Below are 17,207 nucleotides of genomic sequence, written 5' to 3'. Positions count from 1 at the left end.
GGCGCCAGCCCCGACTGGCCCCGGCCTCACCAGGCGTCGGTGAGGTCCGAGATGCGCAGGCTGCTGGCGCCCCGCCCGTCGGCCGGTGGGCGCATCGCGGTGGGCTTCTCCCTCGCGGCGGTCACCGTGACGGCCGGAGACGCGGCATCCGGCCGCCGCCCCACCGCGTGACCCGCGGCTGTCACACCAGCAGCTGATGCTCCGCGAACGTGCGGTACAGCGCACATCGCTCCACGAGCTCAGTGTGCGTGCCGACGTCCAGGACTCTGCCGTTCTCCAGCACCACGATCTGGTCGGCGGTGACCACCGTCGACAGGCGGTGGGCCACGATGACGGTGGTCCTGCCGCGGGACACCTCGTCCAGCGCCAGCCCCAGGAGGCTCTCGGTGGCGGAGTCGACGCTCGACGTCGGCTCGTCGAACAGGAGGAGCTGCGGATCCTGCAGCAGCACGCGAGCCCACGCGAGCCGCTGACGCTCGCCCCCGGACAGCACGGAGCCGTTGTCGCCCAGGTCGAGGTCGAGGCCCGCGTCCTGGCGGGCGATCAGACCGTCGAGCCCGACCGCGCCCAGGACGCGCCGCAGGTCCTCGTCGGTCGCGTCGGTACGGACGAGGCGGAGGTTGCCCGCGAGGGTCCCGCCCAGCGCAGGAGCCCCCTGTTCGACATATGCGACGTGGCGGCGGTAGCTGTCGAGGTCGACGTCCCGCAGGTCGTGCCCCAGGCTGCGGACCACGCCGGCGTCCGGGTCCATGAATCCCTCGAGCAGCGCGAGCACCGTCGACTTGCCCGCACCGGACGGCCCGACGACCGCGGTGCGTGACCCCACGGGCACCGTCAGCGAGACGCCACGCAGGACGGGCTCGTCCCCGTAGCCGAAGTGCACGTCCTCCAGGACGACGGCCGGCTCCGGCTCGGTGGGGCCGACGACGTCCGTGCTCCCGCCGGTGCGTTCGGCCGGCATATGCAGGACCTGCCGGATCCGGTCGTACGACGCGAGCCCGAGCTGGATCTGCGTGTACGCACTCATCGCCTGTGTCACCGGCATGACGAGCAGGAACAGGTACATGATGAACGCCATCAGCTCGCCGACGGTCAGCACGCCTGAAGCGACGCGCAGGCCGCCGACCGCCAGCACCAGGAGGAACGCGCCCTGGATGCACAGCGACATGACGGGCTGCACCCACGCCTGGATGCGGGCCATCCGCACGCCTGACGCCTCGGCGCGGCGCGCGTACCGGGTGACGAGCTCGACCTGCTGCTCCGTCGCCGCACTCGCGCGAATGAGCACGACCGACGACAGGGCGCGGTCCGCGGCGGACGTCATGCGCGCCACCTCGGCCTGCGTCACCTCGCTGGTGCGGCGCATGCGGGCCCCCATGAAGGTGATCCCCACCCCTCCGAGCACCACCCCGCCGAGCGTGAGAGAGAACAGGACCGGGTCGAGCGTCACCATCAGCACCACCGCGGCGCCGAACATCAGGACGGCGGAGACGAGCTCGAACAGGCCGGAGGTCACGATGGTGCGGACCTGGCTGGTGTCCGCGCCGAGCCGGCTGATCCACTCGCCCTTGGGCGTAGCCGAGTAGGCGGCCATCGGCAGCCGCAGGACGCGCGCGATGAGCGAGCGGCGCAGACCGCCGACGAACGCCTCGCCGGTGCGCTGCAGCACGAACGACTGCGCGCCGCGCAGCACCCCCTCGCCGAGGGTGACACCCACCAGCCACCACACCCACGGGTTCTCCGCGCCGCTGCTCGCGGCGTCGATCATCCGCTGCATCATCAGCGGCTGCGCGACGCCGAGGATCGTGGCGACCACGGACACGACCCCGACGAGGACCAGTCCCGTGCGGTGCTCCCGCATCGTGTGCAGGAAGCTCCGGAACGCGCCCTTCGGGACGGTGACCTGCGGGCGACCAGGTCGCTGGCGGCCGGGCGCACCGCCTGCGTCGTGCGCCGCGACCGGCTCGTGCGTCGTCGTGCTCGTCGTGGTGGTCATGCGTCCTCCGGGGTGCGCTCGCGCTGGTCGGCCGGGTCGGACGCGGCGGCCAGGAGGTCGTCGAGGTCGGCGTCGCCCCGCACGGTCCGTTCCAGGACGTGCCACCGGACCCGGTCCGGGCGCACGCCGATCGGCCCGGTGCGGTCGCCGACGGTGCGCGGCAGCCGGTCGTCGTCGAGCGCGTGCGGGTCGGTGAGCAGGTACACCGCGCCCCAGACGTTCGCGTGGGGGTCGGAGTACCAGGACTTGAGCGCCATGCCGGGCAGGCCCTCGTACGCCATCGCGCCCGGCCCTCGCGCCCACGCGCGGAGCGTCTCGACGGGCACACCGTGCCGCTCCAGGTCCCACTCGGCCATGACGACGAACTGCATCTTGATCCGACCTCCGGTCACGGGAACGGGTGCGGCAGCACGGGCTCGTCCGGGGACCACGCCGAGGCCAGCCCGAGGCGTGCCGGCACCGTCCCGAGGCGCTCGATCCCCTCGATCCTGCGCAGGTGGTGGCCGAAGGTCATGGTCAGGCTGCCGGTGACCAGCACCTTCACGCATGACAGGCCTGCCGCACGGTGCTCGTCGGTGGTCTGGTCGACGACGATCACGTCCTGCCCCTCGGCGAGGAAGCGGTCCACCATCTCGCGGACGTCGTCGGCCATCGACGCGTGCGTGAACTGGCCGTCCCGCTCCGCCTCGGCGAACGAGACGCTAGGGCCGGCGTCGAGGAAGTCGAGGTGGTGCCGCATGCGGGGGGAGCCGAAGTACGTCGAGTGGTCCGCCATGGTGCGCACGAGCCCCGGGTCGTCCACCATGCGCTCGGCGTCCTGCGCCAGGGTCGGGAACCGGCCGATGAAGTCGTTGAGGAACGGGCCGATCTCGCTCAGCGCGTTGAGCGCGGCCTTCTCGAGCGAGGGGTGGGCGCCAGCCGCGCACACCTGGGTGGGCCGGTCGGTGACCGACGGGTCCGGGTGCCGTGCGATCGCCCACACCGACGGGATGCCGTTCTCGGTCGTCTGGTCGTGGAGCCGGACCTGGTAGCCGGTCTCCCGCTCGACCGCCCGCAGCTGCGCCGAGACGGGATGGTGCCTGGCGGTGTCGACGCGCAGACGCGGCAGGGCGAGCCGCCGGTACCAGGCCATGAGGAACGCATCGCGCTCGGCCACCTCCAGCAGTGCGTGGAAGATCGCCTCCTCCATCGCGGAGCCCAGCGCGCAGCCGTTCGATACCTCGTACAGGAACGGGCCTGGACCCTCGTCGTGCGCGACGTAGTAGTACGCCTGCTCCTGGAGCACCAGCACGGGTCGTTGCTGGGCGAACGAGTACGCCCACACCCACCAGTACGGGGTGTGGGGGTCGAAGTCGCGGTAGTGGTTGCCGGGGTCGGCGTACGTGCTCGCCGGGTGGACGCCGAACAGGCGGGGGTCGACGGCGTCGTCTCCCAGCGCGGCGAACGACGACCGGACGGTGGTCCGCCGCCCGCCGGGCTGGACGCCGCCGTAGCGTTCGAGCGCTTCGAGGATCGCCGTCGCCTCGCTCTCCTCATAGCTGCGGCTGCGGCCGAAACCCGGTTCGATCCACTCGTGCCGCCGCAGCTTCATCAGCGCACCGGCGACGGCGAGCCCGCCTTGCGTGTCACGCTGCAGCGAGTGCAGGAGGCCGCAGAACGGGTCGACGTACAGACGCTTCAGCGTCTCTAGACGCGAGACCGGGTCCTCGTACCGGTAGCTGCGAGGGTCCGGCTTGGTCCGGTGCTCCAGCACGAGATCGGCGGACTCGGGCGAGTCGTCAGGAAGCGTTCCGCACGTCGCGCACAGGGGGTCAGGCAAGAACCGGTGGGACGCGAGCTCGAGCGTGCGCGCGTCGACGCGGACGACGGTCCGGGTCGGTGTCGGCTGCTCGGCGGTCTGCGCGATGAGGGTCCGGGCGGCCGCCACGACGGTTCGTGCCAGGACGTCGGGGTCCGCCGGCTCGGAGACGACAGGGTCGAGGTCCACCCACCGCTCCTCAGCCCGCTCGATGTCGACGGACCTCGGCGTCGCCAGTCGGTGACGCGTGAGCAGGCAGGTCGGGCAGCCGGGTTGCCGCGCGTCGTGCGTCGTCACCAGTGCGGCGCCCGGGCGCAGCAGCACCACGACCTGCCCGGCGGCGGACGCTGCCTCGTCGTCGGGCGTGCCGGTGACGTGCACTCGCAGACGCCACGGGTGGACGGCCGGTGCGGCCTCGTCCCACGCGGCCCGGAGGTGCTGCTCGACGGCCCGGCAGTGAGCGGACCACGTGCGGACTTCGGACAGGACAGCGGTCACGGTCGGGAGCCTCCGGGGGCGAGCAGGACGAGGACCTGGTGGGGGAGCACCGCGTCGACGGACGGGCCGCCGGACAGCGGGACGACGAGCGGTGTGCCGTGCCGTCCGAGCAGGGCGGCGAGCGAGGTGACGTCGGGGACGCCGTCGCTCGTCGCGGCCGGTGGACGGTACGTCCGCGGCGCCGCGACCCCGTTGCCGGGGCTGCGGGACTGGTGGCGCAGCAGCGCCTGGACGACCGCCGCCTCCGCGGCGTCCCGTGGACCGTGGTCCGATGCGCCCATGACGACGGCGTCCGGTGCGACCCGCAGCGCGACGAGGTCGAAGGGCAGCCCCTGCGCGACCAGCATCTGGTCGCACTCCTGATCGGTCGCCAGGAGGTCGGCACCGGTGGTTGACGGCGGCAGCGGCGCAGGGTGCCAGGTCACCTGCGGGTCCGTCGCCGCGAGGCGCGCGGCGAGCTGGACCGCCGCCGCGTGCGCGGCGTGGTGCGCTGTCGCACCGAGCGACGCGACACCGCCGGACCCGGCCGTCGCCCGCAGGACGTCGTCACGGCGGAGCACGACGGGCGCGCCAGGGCGGCTGCCCTGTGCGAGCGGCTGAGCGGTGACGCTCGGGGACAGGCGGGAGAGGCCGTAGCGCAGGACGGCCTGCCCGACCGCGTGGCCGCGCGCGTGCTCGAGGGTCCACCCGTGGCCGAGCACCACCTCCCGGCTGCCGTCCGCGTGTCGGACCGTCGACCCGGAGAGCTGCAGCGGTAGCTGACGGAGCCCGGCTTCCGAGGGGACGCCCACGGGGCTCGTCACGTCGTCGACCAGATGCGCGCAGCGCCGCGAGATCACCAGCGGGTCGCTCAGGTCTTCGACCGCGCCGACGCCGCCCGCCACCCGGTCCCCGTCGGTCCGCACGAGGCGGTGCTCGTGCACCGCGAAGGGGTCGACGGTGAGCCGGACACAGCGGTCCGCGCCGGACGCGTCCGGGCGGGCCGTCGCGGCCAGCGTCCGGGCCACCCACGGCAGCCAGGCCTCGGCGCCGTGCGCCGCGCCCGGCAGGGCGGCGGCGCCCGACGCGCCCAGGTACCGCAACAGCTCCTGCGCCCCGGCGGCGCGGTCTGCGGCGTCGCCGCGGAAGAGGCCCAGCCACACGTCCTCGCTCCGCAGGACGAGCCGGAAGCCGACGGCGCGCTCGGGGGCGTCCGCCGGGTGCACGTCGCCGTCGACGACGGCGAGCCCGGGCGAGAGGGCCGCTGCGGGCCGGGGGAGCACCACGCCGTGACCCTCAAGGAGCGTTGCCAGCGCCTGCGCGGCGCGGTGGCCGGCGGGCCCGGTGCGCAGGCCGGCGTGCAGCGTCCTCGTCGCGGACGCGTCGGAGCGCTCCACGGTGATCGCACCCCGCGCGACGAGCGAGTCGACGAGCCGCCCCATGCGCGCGCGGTTCCCGTCGGGGAGCGGCGCCAGCAGGCTCGCCGGGTCGGTCGGCTCGGTGAGCCGCTCCCGGATCCAGGCCACGGGCCGCTCGAGCCCTGAGCCGCGGAGCTGGTGGACCCCGCGCTCGTCGTGGACGAGCACGCCCCAGTCGTGCGTGGTCACCACCGCGTCGTCCGACCATCGCAGCACGTCGGTGCTCATGCGGGACGCTCCTGGAAGGTGTCGGAGGGGTGCGGCGTGCCGAGCAGGAACTCCCCGACGGTCGTGCACTCCAGCGGGTCCAGGCCGGTCGCGCGGGAGAACAGGTCGCTGTCCCCGCTGCCGATCGCGCAGGCGGCGAGCCCCATGTCGGTGGCGACCAGGTACATCGTCTGCATGAGGACGCCGACGTGCTTGAGCATCACGGCGTAGCCCATCTGCTCGTACTTCCACAGGATCCGCCCGAACCGCGGTGCCATGAGCACCGTCACCTGCGGCGGGGTGTCGACGGTTGACGAGTGGGTGGCCTCGCGCAGCAGCGCCGCTACATCGGGGTCTGCCAGCCCGTCGCGCACAGGGGCCAGCCCGTGCGCGGTCGGGTCGTACACCCACAGGCCCGGGTCGATCCCTTCGACGTGCCGCACGAGCAGGTACAGCTCGATCTCGTACACGGACCCGCCCGACGGGTACGGCTTGCTCGCGTACTCGACGCCGTCCACCTCCTGCGCCGCGCGGAGCCGCGCGGTCCGGTAGAGGAACTCGCCAAGGCGCTCGCTGGTCAGCGGGGCGTCGTCGTCGTGGCGCCGCGTCGAGCGGCGGTCTTCGAGGACGGTGTGCAGGCTCGACGAGCGCTCGCGCCAACGCTGCGGATCCGCGGTCACGAAGGGCACGGTGACGCCCGCGCCGGGCGGGCGCAGCGGCGGGGGCGCGAACGTGCCACGCGCCCAGAACGTGCCGCCGAACCCGCGCTCACGTCCATAGCGTCGCGACCGCTCGTGGAACCACAGCTCGTGGGCGGACCACTGGCGGTGCCGGAGCTCGGCGGCCTCTGCGTCCGGCTCGACGAGCACGCCGCACCACGCCAGCACCTGCTGCTCGAGCACGTCCACCTCGCGGCCGTCCGGGTCGAGGCACCGGCTCATCCCGGTGACGTCCGAGAACGTGACGTCTCCCCAGGAGTGCGGAGCCTCCACGCTCCACCCGTCCGCGGTCGGTACCGCGACGACGTGCCGGGACGGGGTCAGGCGTCGCCGGTGCGCGGGGACGTCGCGGGCTGCCGGCGGGCGCCGTGGGACGACGGTCATGACGTGCCCTGACGTGCGCTCGACGGTGACGGTCAACCATCCGTCGTCGAGCAGCCCGGCGAGGACGTCGTCGGTGCCGTGCCCCGTGAGCACGGCGGCGTCGACCTCGACGCCCCGCGGGTCGGACAGCTGTTCGACGAGTGTCGCCGTCGGCTCGTCCCACGCGCCGAGGGAGCGGCTGCGCGGCCAGCGGACCAGTACGGCGAGCTCCGGGGACCGCGCGAGGTACACGCCGGGCGCCAGGGCGAGACGCAGCGTCGTCCCGGACGAGGGCGTGGGCGTGCGCGCGGTGGAGGGCAGGGTGAGCTCAGGCACGGTCGAGGCCTCTCACGACGTCGGCTGCGGTGGTGCTGGTCAGGTCCTGCGCTGCCCGGGTGAGCAGGTAGCAGGTGTAGAAGCGGTGATGCGGCGTCAGGCCCAGCTTCGTGAGGTGCAGGTACGCGAGGTTGAGCACGAGCCGGTACCGCGCGAACCAGGCGCTGGTGCGGACCTCGTCCTGCCACCCGCGGTTCGCGGCCAGCGCGGCGTGGAAGGCCGATCCCCGGAACAGGTCCTGCGTGGCGGGGAGCGCACTGCCCCCGAAGAGCGCGAGCGGGTCCGTGGCGTCGACGACCGAGCCGAGGGTCATGACGGTGGCCGCGGTCGCTGCCGGCGGCGTGCCCGAGGCCGCCTGCTCGGCCGACTCGGCGAGCAGCCCGGTGAGCGTGGGACGGTGGAGCTCGTATGCCCGGTCCCAGCGCTCGCGCGTGCCGACCACGGCGTCCGTGCCCAGGTAGGCCTCCGCGTGCGACGCGAACGACGGGTACGTGGCGCGCAGGTCGGAGTCGGTGAACCAGGTGGCGATGCTCGCCAGCAGATGCACTGCGTACGCCTCGACGCGCAGGCGGCCGGCCGAGATCTCCCCGAACAGGTCGCACTCGGGCACCCGCAGCGCCAGGTGGCTCGCCCGGACGGTCCGCGCGAGGGCCTCGTCGGTGCCGTCGACGTCCCGAGCCGCCAGCGGCCGCAGACCGACGCTGCCGTCCGGCAGCCACGGGAAGAGCGGCCGGGCCCGCCGCTCGTAGCGCGCGAGGCGCTCGTGCAGGTCGACGTGCTGCCCGGGCTCTACCTTCGCGCCCGGGCCGAGCGCCGCCAGGAGGTCGGACGCGCGCTCCACCAGTCCGTCGGCCTGCAGCGCGGCGACGGCTTCGTGCGACGCGCAGAAGCACATCGAGACGTGCGGTCCCCGCCACCAGTCGGTGTCGACGTAGAAGGGCCGGCGCCCCAGCAGGCGGTCGCCGGCGAGCGGCCGCACGACCTCCTCGACGACCCGTGCGGCGTCGCCGTCCCAGCGCACGAGGTACAGCTCCCACCACGGCTCCGGCGTGCTCATCGGGCCGCCCAGACGTTCGCGGGTGCCTCGTCGGTGAGCAGGTCCCAGGCGATCCGGCGGACCGTGACCTCCTGCTCGAGGGTCAGGCCGAGCCGGTTGCACAGCAGGTGGTGACACACGTCCGACCCACGGGACCGGTCGGCGGGCGGCACGTCGGCGGCGAGCAGACGCACGTGGAGGCGCTCGAGGGACGTCCGCCACTCCTCGCACCAGGGGTCGGCGCCTGAACGGGCGCGTGACAGGAGCCCGCGCAACATCTCCGCGGCGGCGCGCGGTGGCTTGCGACGGTCGAGCGGTGTCGCCGACGCCCAGCGGTCGACGAGCTCGTCGCGGGGTCGGGCCGACGGGCCGACGTCCTCCCGGACCCACCCGGTGAGCACGAGCAGGGTCGCGACGGTGAGGACCTGGGTGGGAGCGGGACGACCGAGCAGCACGCGAGCAGCGAGCGCCGAGGACTCCTCGAAGTGCTGCTCGTACGCCCGCAGCGACGCCCCGTCGCCGTACTTGTCGACCTCGGGCACGTACGGCTGCTCCCAGACGTGCCCGTGGGGCTGCCAGCCGAGCACCTCACGGTCCTCACCCTCGCGTGCCGCGAGCCGACGGGCGATCTGGTCGTAGACCTGCTCCGGGGCGGGGTACCGGGGGTCGTGCTCGGCGAGCCACGCGCCGGCCCGATCGCGCACGAGGGCCACGGCGTGCTCGCGGTCCGTCGGGCGCAGGGCCAGCCGCAGCCGCACGTGAGGGCCGCCCTCCCAGTAGCGCAGGTAGAACCAGGCGGTCCCGGGGTCGCGCTCCTGCAGATCGTCGACGACGTCGACGATCACGGTCCGCAGCAGCTCGTCGGTGTCCCCGTCGCACCGCACGTGCAGCGATGTCCAGGTGCGCTCGGCGCCGGTAGCGGGGGCGGGCATCAGGCGGCCCTCCGCATCTCGTCGTCCACGAGGTGCGCGGGCACCTCGATGAGGAGCTCGACGGCAGGCGCGTCCGGGTGCCGCCCGAACGGGTCAGGCAGGGCCTCGTCCAGCACGACGAAGTCGGCACCAGCGCTGTGCCGCAGAAGCTCCCACACGGTCCACCACGAGTCGAGGTCCAGCAGCATCGGCTTGCGTGACTTCGCCTTGTCCCCGCGCAGGTCGCGACCCCAGGCGCGGGCGTAGCTCGTGGCGGGCAGGTCGCGGTCGCTGAGCCAGCCCTGCAGGTCCTCGAGGTACGTGGCGTGGGATCGGTCGGTCCGCGGGCGTGGGAAGTCCGCGGCGGGCACGATCCACCGGCGACGCTGGACGACGAGGTCCTCCACCTGCACGCGCGGGATCCTGGTGATGCCGGCCAGGCTGCCGAGCGCCAGGTCCGACGCGAACGGCGGGCTGCTCGGGTGCAGCAGGTAGGCGTCGCCGAAGACGCGTTCCATGAACCGCGCGAGGGGCGGGAGCTGGTAGTCGGCGAGCATGCCGACGTGCGTCGGCTGGACGCGTGTGCCGTCGCGGGCATCGACGAGCTCCACGAGTCCCGTCGCGCCGGTTTGCACGTGCAGCCGGCCGACCGGGAGCCGCTCCTGGCCCGGCGCGGGACCCGTGGTGCAGGGGTAGTCGATCGCTGCCGGCAGCGTGGCGCGTCGGGCGTTGAGCGACGAGCCGTGCGTCCCGGTGTACTCGGCGGGCAGCGTGTGCGTCCCGCGGGCGACGCTGACGGGTGCCGGGTCGAGCCCAGCACAGCGCATGAGGTGGTCGGTCCGCGCGCGGCCGCGCCCGTGCCCGCCGTGCACGACGTTGACGACCCACCGGGCGTCGGTGGTGCTCGCGGCCTGCAGGTACACGGCCGCGGGCCCCGTGCTCCGCAGCCGCTCCGGCCGGGTCCGCAGCTGGTCCGCGACCTGCTGGAGGCTGAGTCTCGTCACGCCGTCGCCGTGCTCGGACGGCCGCGGGACCAGCTCGGTGCACCGTTGCCGCTCATGAAGGAGCTCCAGCAGCGGTGCGGTGAGCTGGGTGGCTCGCGTCGACGGGCCCGGCTGGACGGGCACGGGTGAGAACCACGTGCGCAGGTGATCCGCGAGCGGCCCCTGGCCGCGCTGCAGCTCCTGGTGCACCGCCTGGTAGAACTGGAGCAGCGGGACCGACCGGCCCGGCGGGACGACGGCGGCGGCGTACGTGGAGACGGCGAGCCGTCCGGGCCACTTGACGTCGAGGACGGCGAGCCACGACCGCGCGGCCGAGACGGTGGCGAGGTCCGCAGCGGACGGCCGCTCCGCCGCCGGAACCGTGACGGGTTCGGTGAGCACGGCCGACTCGTGGACGAGCACCAGGTCGGGTCCGAGGTCGTCTGCCGACCGGCCGAGCATCGCGAGCAGCTCGCGGACGGCGGCGTCGAGCAACCGGTGCTCGGTGCGCAGGCGCTGCGGATCGGTCGGGGACGGGCACTCGGCGAGCACGGTCGCCAGGCGCCGGAGCGTGCCGAGGTACGGCACGTCGGAGGCGACGCCGTGCTGCTCGATCCACGCGACGAGGTCGCCGACCGGCTGGTCGACGCTCTCGGAGACGGGGCAGACGGCCTCCAGGACGCCCGAGCGCAGCAGCGTCTCCACGGTGTCCGCAGCCGGGGTGCTGTCGTCGGCGCACCCGGCGACGCGTCTCGACCAGGTCGTGGCCGCTGCGGTCCGCGAGGGAGCCTCGTGCACCAGGCGGATCGCGGGGTGGTCCGGGAAGGAGCGCAGCTGTTCCGCGGGGGGAGGCCCGAGCAGCACGAACCTCTCGAGAGCCTCGACCCAGGTGAGCGAGGGGTTGGGGCGCAGGTCCCACCTGGCGGCGACCGCGGGGCGCTCTGCCAGGTCGTGGATGAGCAGCGCCCAGATCTTGCCGTCGAGCTGGCGGACGAGGCGCGTCGAGCCGGGGTCGGGGGTCGTCGATCTGCCGGCACTGCCCTCGGCCCCGGGACGGCCGGTACAGGTGAACGTCGAGAACGGGCTGGTCTTCGCGGCGGCGCGGTAGACGAACTGGGCGACGCGTGCGGCGCGCTTGTCGGAGGCCATGCGTTGCGGCCAGTCGTCGGAGTCGACGAGGTCCTCGAGCGACGGGGCCGACTGCAGCACGCCGTTGCGCAGCAGGGGCGCCGTGACGTGCTCGGCAAGCAGCTCACGGGTCCGCGCGCGGTCCGCCGCGAAGGCGGTCTCGACCTGGACACCCTCCTGGAGATGGCGGGCGAGCGCGTCGTCGACGCGGCGCAGCGCGTCGGCCAGGGGTGCCGGCAGCGTCGTCAGGACGTCCTCGCCCGGCACCCGGCCGCGTCCGAGGGCGCGCTTGATCCGCAGGAGGTTCTTCTGGCGCTGCGGGTCGATCCCCTGAGCGCCGATCGCGCGGAAGAGCTCGGCCGCAGCCGCAGCGGTGCAGCGATCCACCTGCGCGCGGGAATCCGCGCGTGCGTCGAGTGCGGTGCGGGTGTGGGTGAAGCGCAGTTCTTTCAGGGTTCTCGCAGGCAGCGCGGAGAGGCGGACGTCGAACACGGCGTCGTCATCGGGACCGTCACCTGGAAAAGTCTGGCGAGAGTGGGTCGTGCCCATTCCTGAGTTCCTTTCCCGGAGGTCGGTCGGCTCGGTCGGTGCCGGGTCGGTGGGGTGGCCGGGCGCGTCCGCCGGCGACCACCCCACCGGTCGTCTCAGGCGCTCCTGGACGTCAAGCGCTGCTGGACGGCGCCGAGCAGGAGCAGCAGGGGTAGCAGAAGCAGTTCGTCGACGCCCCGACCTCGGTCATGCCGTGGCCGGCGGTCAGGGAGGAGACGTCCATGCTCTGGTCCTCGAGCTCGAAGACGTCCATGGGCAGGTCCCGAAGGGCGTTCTGGTTGCTCACGATTTCTCCTGTCGATCGGTGTCGAGAGCAGTGCGTGCTCGGAGCGGTCCGGAACTGGCCGAGCAATCAAACTGCCCATCGGGTGGAATACCCGACATCAAGGAAGTTACCGGTCCCGGATGGCTCTGGCAACCTCTTCGGCGCGTCAAGAAAGTGATTGAAGAATGCACAAAAAATACCCTTCGCGAGGGTATGAAAATGGGACCGACCGGATGCTTTCCGATCGGTCTGGCACGGTGGTCGTGACGCGCTCGACGAGACGCGGCGCCGCGGCGCAGGGACGGGCTGTCGACGTCACCCCGGAGCGCCGACAGCTGCGGGACGGGCGTCGGTCCGGCGGCGGCCGCCGCCGGACCGGGCGTCACCCCCCCGCGGCGCGCCGTCGGTCGGCCAGCACCCGCGCTGCGGTGCGCCGTCCACCGGTCTGCCTCAGCCCTGCACGGCGCGCGATCTCACGGACCCGCGGGTCCTGCGTCCGCGTGTCCCGGCTGAGCGCGTCCAGCGCGGCCGGGGTGCCCAGGTCGAGCAAGGCCATCGCCGCCGACACCCGCACCGTCCCGTCCGGGTCGTCGAGCGCCTCGGAGAGCGCGTCGGTCGCACCCTCCGCACCAGGACCCATGAGGCACAGGACCTCGGCGGCGTGGCGACGGTTGTCCGTCGCGCCGCTCGCCAGGACCGCGACCAGCGCGGGCACGGCGACCGCGCCGAAGGACGCGAGGTCACGGGTCACGCCGTTGCGGACGGTGTCGTCGCCGGCCGCCAGGTGGGCCACGACCGCGGGGACTCCCCGGGGGTCCCCGAGACGGGTTAGCGCCCACCGCGCCTTCGCGGCGACGTGCGGGTCGGCGTCGGACGTCAGCGGCAGGATCGCGTCCAGCGTGGCCGGGTCGGCGACCTTGCTCAGGACGTGCAGCGCCCGCTCTCGCGTGCCGGGGTCGGTGCTTGCCAGGGCCTCGAGCAGGAGGGGCGTGGCGCTCCGGACGCGCGTGATCGCCCAGGTGAGCGTCTCCCGGACGAACGGGTCCTGCTCCGACCACAGCCGGGCCACCAGCTCCGGTGCCGCGCCCGGGTGGGCGAGCTCGCCGACCCTCAGAGCGGCGGCCTGACGCACGTCGCGGTCGAGGTGCGTCAGGGCGCCGAGAGCGTCGTCCACCTGGGCGTCGCCGGTGGGCGAGAACGTTGCCGTCATCACGAACGTCTGCTCCGGTTCCATGTCGGGCACACTAAAAGTTGACGTTGCGAGAAGGTCAACAAGGGGGTGCTCGACCGTGCGGTACTCGATCAGCCAGGTCGCCACGATCTCCGGTGTCTCGGCCCGGACCCTGCGGCACTACGACGAGATCGGGCTGCTCGCGCCGCAGGAGGTCTCCGCCAACGGGTACCGCTGGTACGGCCGGAGCCAGCTGCGCGTGCTCCAGCGGATCCTGCTGCTGCGCGACCTCGACGTCTCGCTCCCGCAGATCAAGGCGATCCTCGCAGGGGAGGACGACGAGGCCGCCGCGCTGCGCCGCCACCTCCGGCTCGTCACGGCCGAGCGCGACCGCCTGGACGCGATCGCCGGCACGATCCGCCGGACGCTGGACGATCTCGAGGGACGTCGCAGCCTGCCCGACGGCGAGTTCTTCCGCGGTCTGCAGGAGCGCCGGGCCCAGCTCGCCGCCACGCTGCGGAAGAGGTTCGGCACGGCGGTCGACACCGCGCTCCCCGCGCACGACCCGTGGCCGTCCAGCTGGACGAGGGACGACTACCACGAGGCCGAGTCCGAGGCCCGGGACCTCTACAGCCAGCTGTCGCGCGCCCGCCGGGCCGACCTGGACCCGACGTCCTCCGCCGCGCTCGACATCGTGGCGGCGCACTACGAGGCCGTGCGCGCCACGTGGCCGGCGAGCCCCGAGGCGTACCACGCGCTGGCGGACCTCATCGAGTCCGACCCCGCGCAGCGTGTCGTCGTCGGCGGCGACGACCCCGACCTGCCCGCCTGGCTGGCTGCGGGGGTCCGGGCGTACGCGGTGCGTCGCCTGGGCCACCGACCCTGAGCGCGCTGCCCGGCGCACCGCTGCAAGGTCGGTGGGCCGGGCGGTACGGCAGGTCGCTGTCGTCGGCGTGCGCGGCCCGCTCGTCGGGCAGCACCGCCTTGACGGCGGCGACGGACCGCTGCCAGGGTCACGTCCGACCCGGCGGCCGGCCCGCACGGTGTCCCACGCCGAGCGCGAGCCGGACGGCTCGACACCTGCACGGCGCCACCCGTCCGGCACCCGGAGGGCACGATGAACGACGTCCCGGGCGGGCGCATCGCCCGACGCTTCGCGGTCGCGGCCCTCGTGGCGGTGGCTGTCGTCCTCGGGGCGCTGACCGCGTGGTCCCTCGCCGGGCCCGACGAGCGGCCGGGTCGGCCGGCAGCGTCGCGGTCGCCTGCGGCCTCCCCGACCGCGACGACCACCCCGACGCCCATCCGCACGTCCGCACCCACCAGCACCCCGACGCCCGCACCGGCACCGACGCCGACCGCCGCCCCGGAGGCGTCGCCGAGCCCAGCGCCCCCCGCCGCACCGACGACCCTGGGCGACCCGGTCACCGGCGTCGCCACCTACTACACGGCCGCCGGGCCGGCCGGGGCGTGCATGCCCTGACCTTCCCCGCGAACGGCTACACCGCCGCCGCGGGTCCGGCGCTGTTCGACGAGGGCCGCGGCTGCGGGTCGTGGGTCGAGGTGACGGGCGCCCGCGGGACCGTCCTGGTGAAGATCGACAACCTGTGCCCCGAGTGCGATGCGGGCCACCTGGACCTCAGCACCGAGGCGTTCGCCGCCGTCGACGACCCGGCGAAGGGCGTCGTCCTGATCGTCTCCCGGGTGGTGCGCGACCCCCCGGTCGCCGACGGCCTGGCGTTCAAGGTCAAGGACGGGTCCTCGCCGTGGTGGCTGGGGCTGCACGTCGACAACGTGGGCAACGCCGTGGCGTCCGTCGAGGTCGCCGACGGGGAGGGCCCCTTCCGCCCTCTGACCCGGCAGTCGTGGGGGTGGACCCTGGAGAGCAGCCCGGGCGCCGGGCCGTACCGCGTCCGCGTCACCGACGTCCACGGTCGGTCCGCCGTCGCCGACGGCCTCACGCTGAGCCCGGGCGTGCTGCAGCCGACCACGGTCCGGCTCTACTGACCGCCCCGACCAGCACCGGCGGCCGACGCCTGGGGCCCGGTGCCCCGCAGCGGCACGCGTCCCGGTCACCCGTGGTCTGATGGGGCATGGACCTGACCGACCACGCCCCCGGCACGCCGTCGCGCGGACGGCTCGGCGCATGACCCGCGTCGTCGTGACCGGCGGGAGCGGCAAGCTCGGACGTGCGGTCGTCGAGCACCTGGCCGCGCACGGGTACGACGTGGTCAACGTCGACACCGCGCTCCCGCCGGACGGTCAGCCGGCGGTGTTCAGCCGGGTCGACCTCACCGACCTGGGCCAGGTGACCGAGGCGCTCGCCGGCATCGACGACCGGTACGACGGCGTCGACGCCGTGGTGCACCTCGCGGCCGTCCCCGCACCGGGTCTGCGCCCGAGCGGCGCGACGTTCGCGAACAACGTCGTCGCGACCCACCACGTGTTCAGCGCCGCCCGCCGCGCGGGCATCAGGAACGTCGTCTGGGCCTCCAGCGAGACCGTCCTCGGTCTGCCCTTCGACACGCCTCCGCCGTACGTCCCGGTCGACGAGGAGTACGCCGTCCGCCCGGAGAGCACCTACTCGCTCGGCAAGGCGGTCGAGGAGGAGATGGCCCGGCACTTCGCGCGCTGGGACCCGGACCTCAAGCTCATCGGCCTGCGGTTCTCCAACGTCATGGAGCCGGATGACTACGCCGCGTTCCCGGGCTTCGCCGCCGATCCGCGCAGCCGGATCTGGAACCTCTGGGGCTACATCGACGCCCGCGACGGTGCCCTTGCGGTCCGGCTCGCCCTCGAGAGCGACCTGCGCGGGTTCGAGGCGTTCATCATCGCCTCGCCCGACACGGTGCTCGACCGCCCGTCGGCCGAGCTCGTCGCCGAGCACCTCCCCGACGTCCCCGTGACGCGCCCGCTCCAGGGCCGCGAGACGCTCCTGTCGATCGACAAGGCCCGTCGCCTGCTGGGCTACGACCCGCAGCACACCTGGCGAGACGAGGTCTGAACGGGCTCTGGGTCGTCACCGCTGGAGCGTCAGCCGTCCCAGGGGCGGGGGCAGGTTGTCGGCGTCGGCCCGCTACGCCTCCGGGAACCTCGCGATCCGGTCGAACGAGCTCACGAGCCACGGGCTCATCGCGAACGGGGCGCCTCGACGGCCTGGCGCAGCTGCGCTGCATGTGCTCGCGTCGCTGTGAGCGACGAGCGGACCGCCGGGGCGGGTCTTCGGGCGGCAGAAGGCGGATGACGCGTATTCGGTAGTCACGGTTCTTGACTACCGATAGGTAGTCGAAGCGTCCGTTCCCAGAAGCGGGCGGTCTTCAGGTCGAGCGCGACGAGCAGGCAGCGTCGGACGGTCGTCGTGGCCGATCGCAGCGCCCGGACGCTGACGTCGCAGGCCTGCATCCGTGGGTACTGGAACGCGCCGGTCGACAGGGCCGGGAAGGCGATGGACTCGGCGCCGACCTGGTCCGCGAGCGCCAGGCTCGCGCGGTACGCGCCGGCGAGCAGGTCCGCGGCGGGTTCGTCGACGCCGTACCGCGGGCCGACGGCGTGGACGACGTGGCGCACCGGTGGCGGGAACCGGAACGCGGGGGTGATGACCGCACCACCCACCGGGCACGGCGCCAAGGGGCGCAGCGCCTGGAGCAGGTCGGGTCCCGCGACCCGGTGGACGGCGCCGTCGACACCACCCCCGCCGATGAGCGGGCTGTTCGCCGCGGTGACGACGACGTCGACCTCGACGCTGGTGATGTCCGCCCGCACGACCTCGATCTGCACGACGACACTCTGCCTGTCCCGCACAGGTCTGCGCACCGACCGCCGAGGACGATCGCCGGGTGGTACAGCTGAGCGC

Annotated in this window: 15 protein-coding genes; 4 read left to right on the top strand and 11 right to left on the bottom strand. The window is 73.8% G+C overall.

The window, feature by feature from the left end:
• Positions 1-181: 181 nt before the first annotated feature.
• From BKA21_RS10835 to BKA21_RS10790, 10 genes are all read right to left on the bottom strand, one after another.
• Positions 182-1,996, bottom strand: coding sequence for an ABC transporter ATP-binding protein (locus BKA21_RS10835; protein WP_203793463.1), 1,815 nt, complete (start codon positions 1,994-1,996; stop codon positions 182-184).
• Positions 1,993-2,367 carry a hypothetical protein gene (locus tag BKA21_RS10830; RefSeq protein ID WP_140458200.1) on the bottom strand — a complete coding sequence of 125 codons (375 nt, stop codon included), beginning with the start codon at positions 2,365-2,367 and terminating at the stop codon, positions 1,993-1,995. The genes BKA21_RS10835 and BKA21_RS10830 overlap by 4 nt, the downstream gene beginning before the upstream one ends.
• Positions 2,368-2,384: 17 nt before the next feature.
• Complete coding sequence (locus tag BKA21_RS10825) at positions 2,385-4,292, bottom strand: TOMM precursor leader peptide-binding protein (RefSeq protein ID WP_140458199.1); 1,908 nt, start codon at positions 4,290-4,292, stop codon at positions 2,385-2,387.
• The gene (locus tag BKA21_RS10820; RefSeq protein WP_140458198.1) at positions 4,289-5,917 is read right to left on the bottom strand and encodes a hypothetical protein; all 1,629 of its coding nucleotides are present in this window, start codon (positions 5,915-5,917) and stop codon (positions 4,289-4,291) included. Before BKA21_RS10820 ends, BKA21_RS10825 begins: the two co-directional genes overlap by 4 nt.
• A complete protein-coding gene (locus BKA21_RS10815; RefSeq protein WP_140458197.1) occupies positions 5,914-7,314 on the bottom strand; it encodes a SagB family peptide dehydrogenase in 1,401 nt (466 codons plus the stop codon). Before BKA21_RS10815 ends, BKA21_RS10820 begins: the two co-directional genes overlap by 4 nt.
• On the bottom strand, positions 7,307-8,371 hold the full coding sequence (locus BKA21_RS10810; protein WP_140458196.1) for a lantibiotic dehydratase C-terminal domain-containing protein: 1,065 nt from the start codon (positions 8,369-8,371) through the stop codon (positions 7,307-7,309). Before BKA21_RS10810 ends, BKA21_RS10815 begins: the two co-directional genes overlap by 8 nt.
• Positions 8,368-9,282: a lantibiotic dehydratase C-terminal domain-containing protein gene (locus BKA21_RS10805; RefSeq protein WP_140458195.1), complete on the bottom strand. Its 915-nt coding sequence runs from the start codon at positions 9,280-9,282 to the stop codon at positions 8,368-8,370. The genes BKA21_RS10810 and BKA21_RS10805 overlap by 4 nt, the downstream gene beginning before the upstream one ends.
• Positions 9,282-11,759 carry a lantibiotic dehydratase family protein gene (locus tag BKA21_RS10800; protein ID WP_140458194.1) on the bottom strand — a complete coding sequence of 826 codons (2,478 nt, stop codon included), beginning with the start codon at positions 11,757-11,759 and terminating at the stop codon, positions 9,282-9,284. The genes BKA21_RS10805 and BKA21_RS10800 overlap by 1 nt, the downstream gene beginning before the upstream one ends.
• A gap of 274 nt (positions 11,760-12,033) precedes the next feature.
• Positions 12,034-12,207, bottom strand: coding sequence for a thiomuracin/GE37468 family thiazolyl RiPP peptide (locus BKA21_RS10795; RefSeq protein WP_239072854.1), 174 nt, complete (start codon positions 12,205-12,207; stop codon positions 12,034-12,036).
• A gap of 361 nt (positions 12,208-12,568) precedes the next feature.
• Positions 12,569-13,504, bottom strand: a complete 936-nt coding sequence (locus BKA21_RS10790) for a HEAT repeat domain-containing protein (protein ID WP_179625355.1) — start codon at positions 13,502-13,504, stop codon at positions 12,569-12,571.
• Between BKA21_RS10790 and BKA21_RS10785 the strand changes: the two genes are divergently transcribed.
• The 4 genes from BKA21_RS10785 (at position 13,476) to BKA21_RS10770 (ending at position 16,358) form a co-directional block, all read left to right on the top strand.
• Positions 13,476-14,243: a MerR family transcriptional regulator gene (locus BKA21_RS10785; RefSeq protein WP_170208950.1), complete on the top strand. Its 768-nt coding sequence runs from the start codon at positions 13,476-13,478 to the stop codon at positions 14,241-14,243. The two genes, BKA21_RS10790 and BKA21_RS10785, sit on opposite strands and share 29 nt — an antisense overlap.
• Before the next feature lie 231 nt (positions 14,244-14,474).
• A complete protein-coding gene (locus BKA21_RS10780) occupies positions 14,475-14,837 on the top strand; it encodes a hypothetical protein (protein WP_140458191.1) in 363 nt (120 codons plus the stop codon).
• Entirely contained in the window at positions 14,825-15,361 is a 537-nt protein-coding gene (locus BKA21_RS10775; protein ID WP_140458190.1) for an expansin EXLX1 family cellulose-binding protein, read from the top strand. The genes BKA21_RS10780 and BKA21_RS10775 overlap by 13 nt, the downstream gene beginning before the upstream one ends.
• A gap of 139 nt (positions 15,362-15,500) precedes the next feature.
• On the top strand, positions 15,501-16,358 hold the full coding sequence (locus BKA21_RS10770; protein WP_140458189.1) for an NAD-dependent epimerase/dehydratase family protein: 858 nt from the start codon (positions 15,501-15,503) through the stop codon (positions 16,356-16,358).
• Positions 16,359-16,612: 254 nt separating this feature from the next.
• On the opposite strand, the gene BKA21_RS10765 is transcribed toward BKA21_RS10770, so the two are convergent.
• A complete protein-coding gene (locus tag BKA21_RS10765; protein ID WP_203793464.1) occupies positions 16,613-17,131 on the bottom strand; it encodes a macro domain-containing protein in 519 nt (172 codons plus the stop codon).
• Between the last annotated feature and the right edge of the window lie 76 nt (positions 17,132-17,207).

The sequence above is a fragment of the Cellulomonas oligotrophica genome (genome assembly GCF_013409875.1).
GTDB lineage: Bacteria > Actinomycetota > Actinomycetes > Actinomycetales > Cellulomonadaceae > Cellulomonas > Cellulomonas oligotrophica.
The sequence above is the reverse complement of the archived record's forward strand: the minus strand, read 5'-3'. Positions and strand labels throughout refer to the sequence as shown.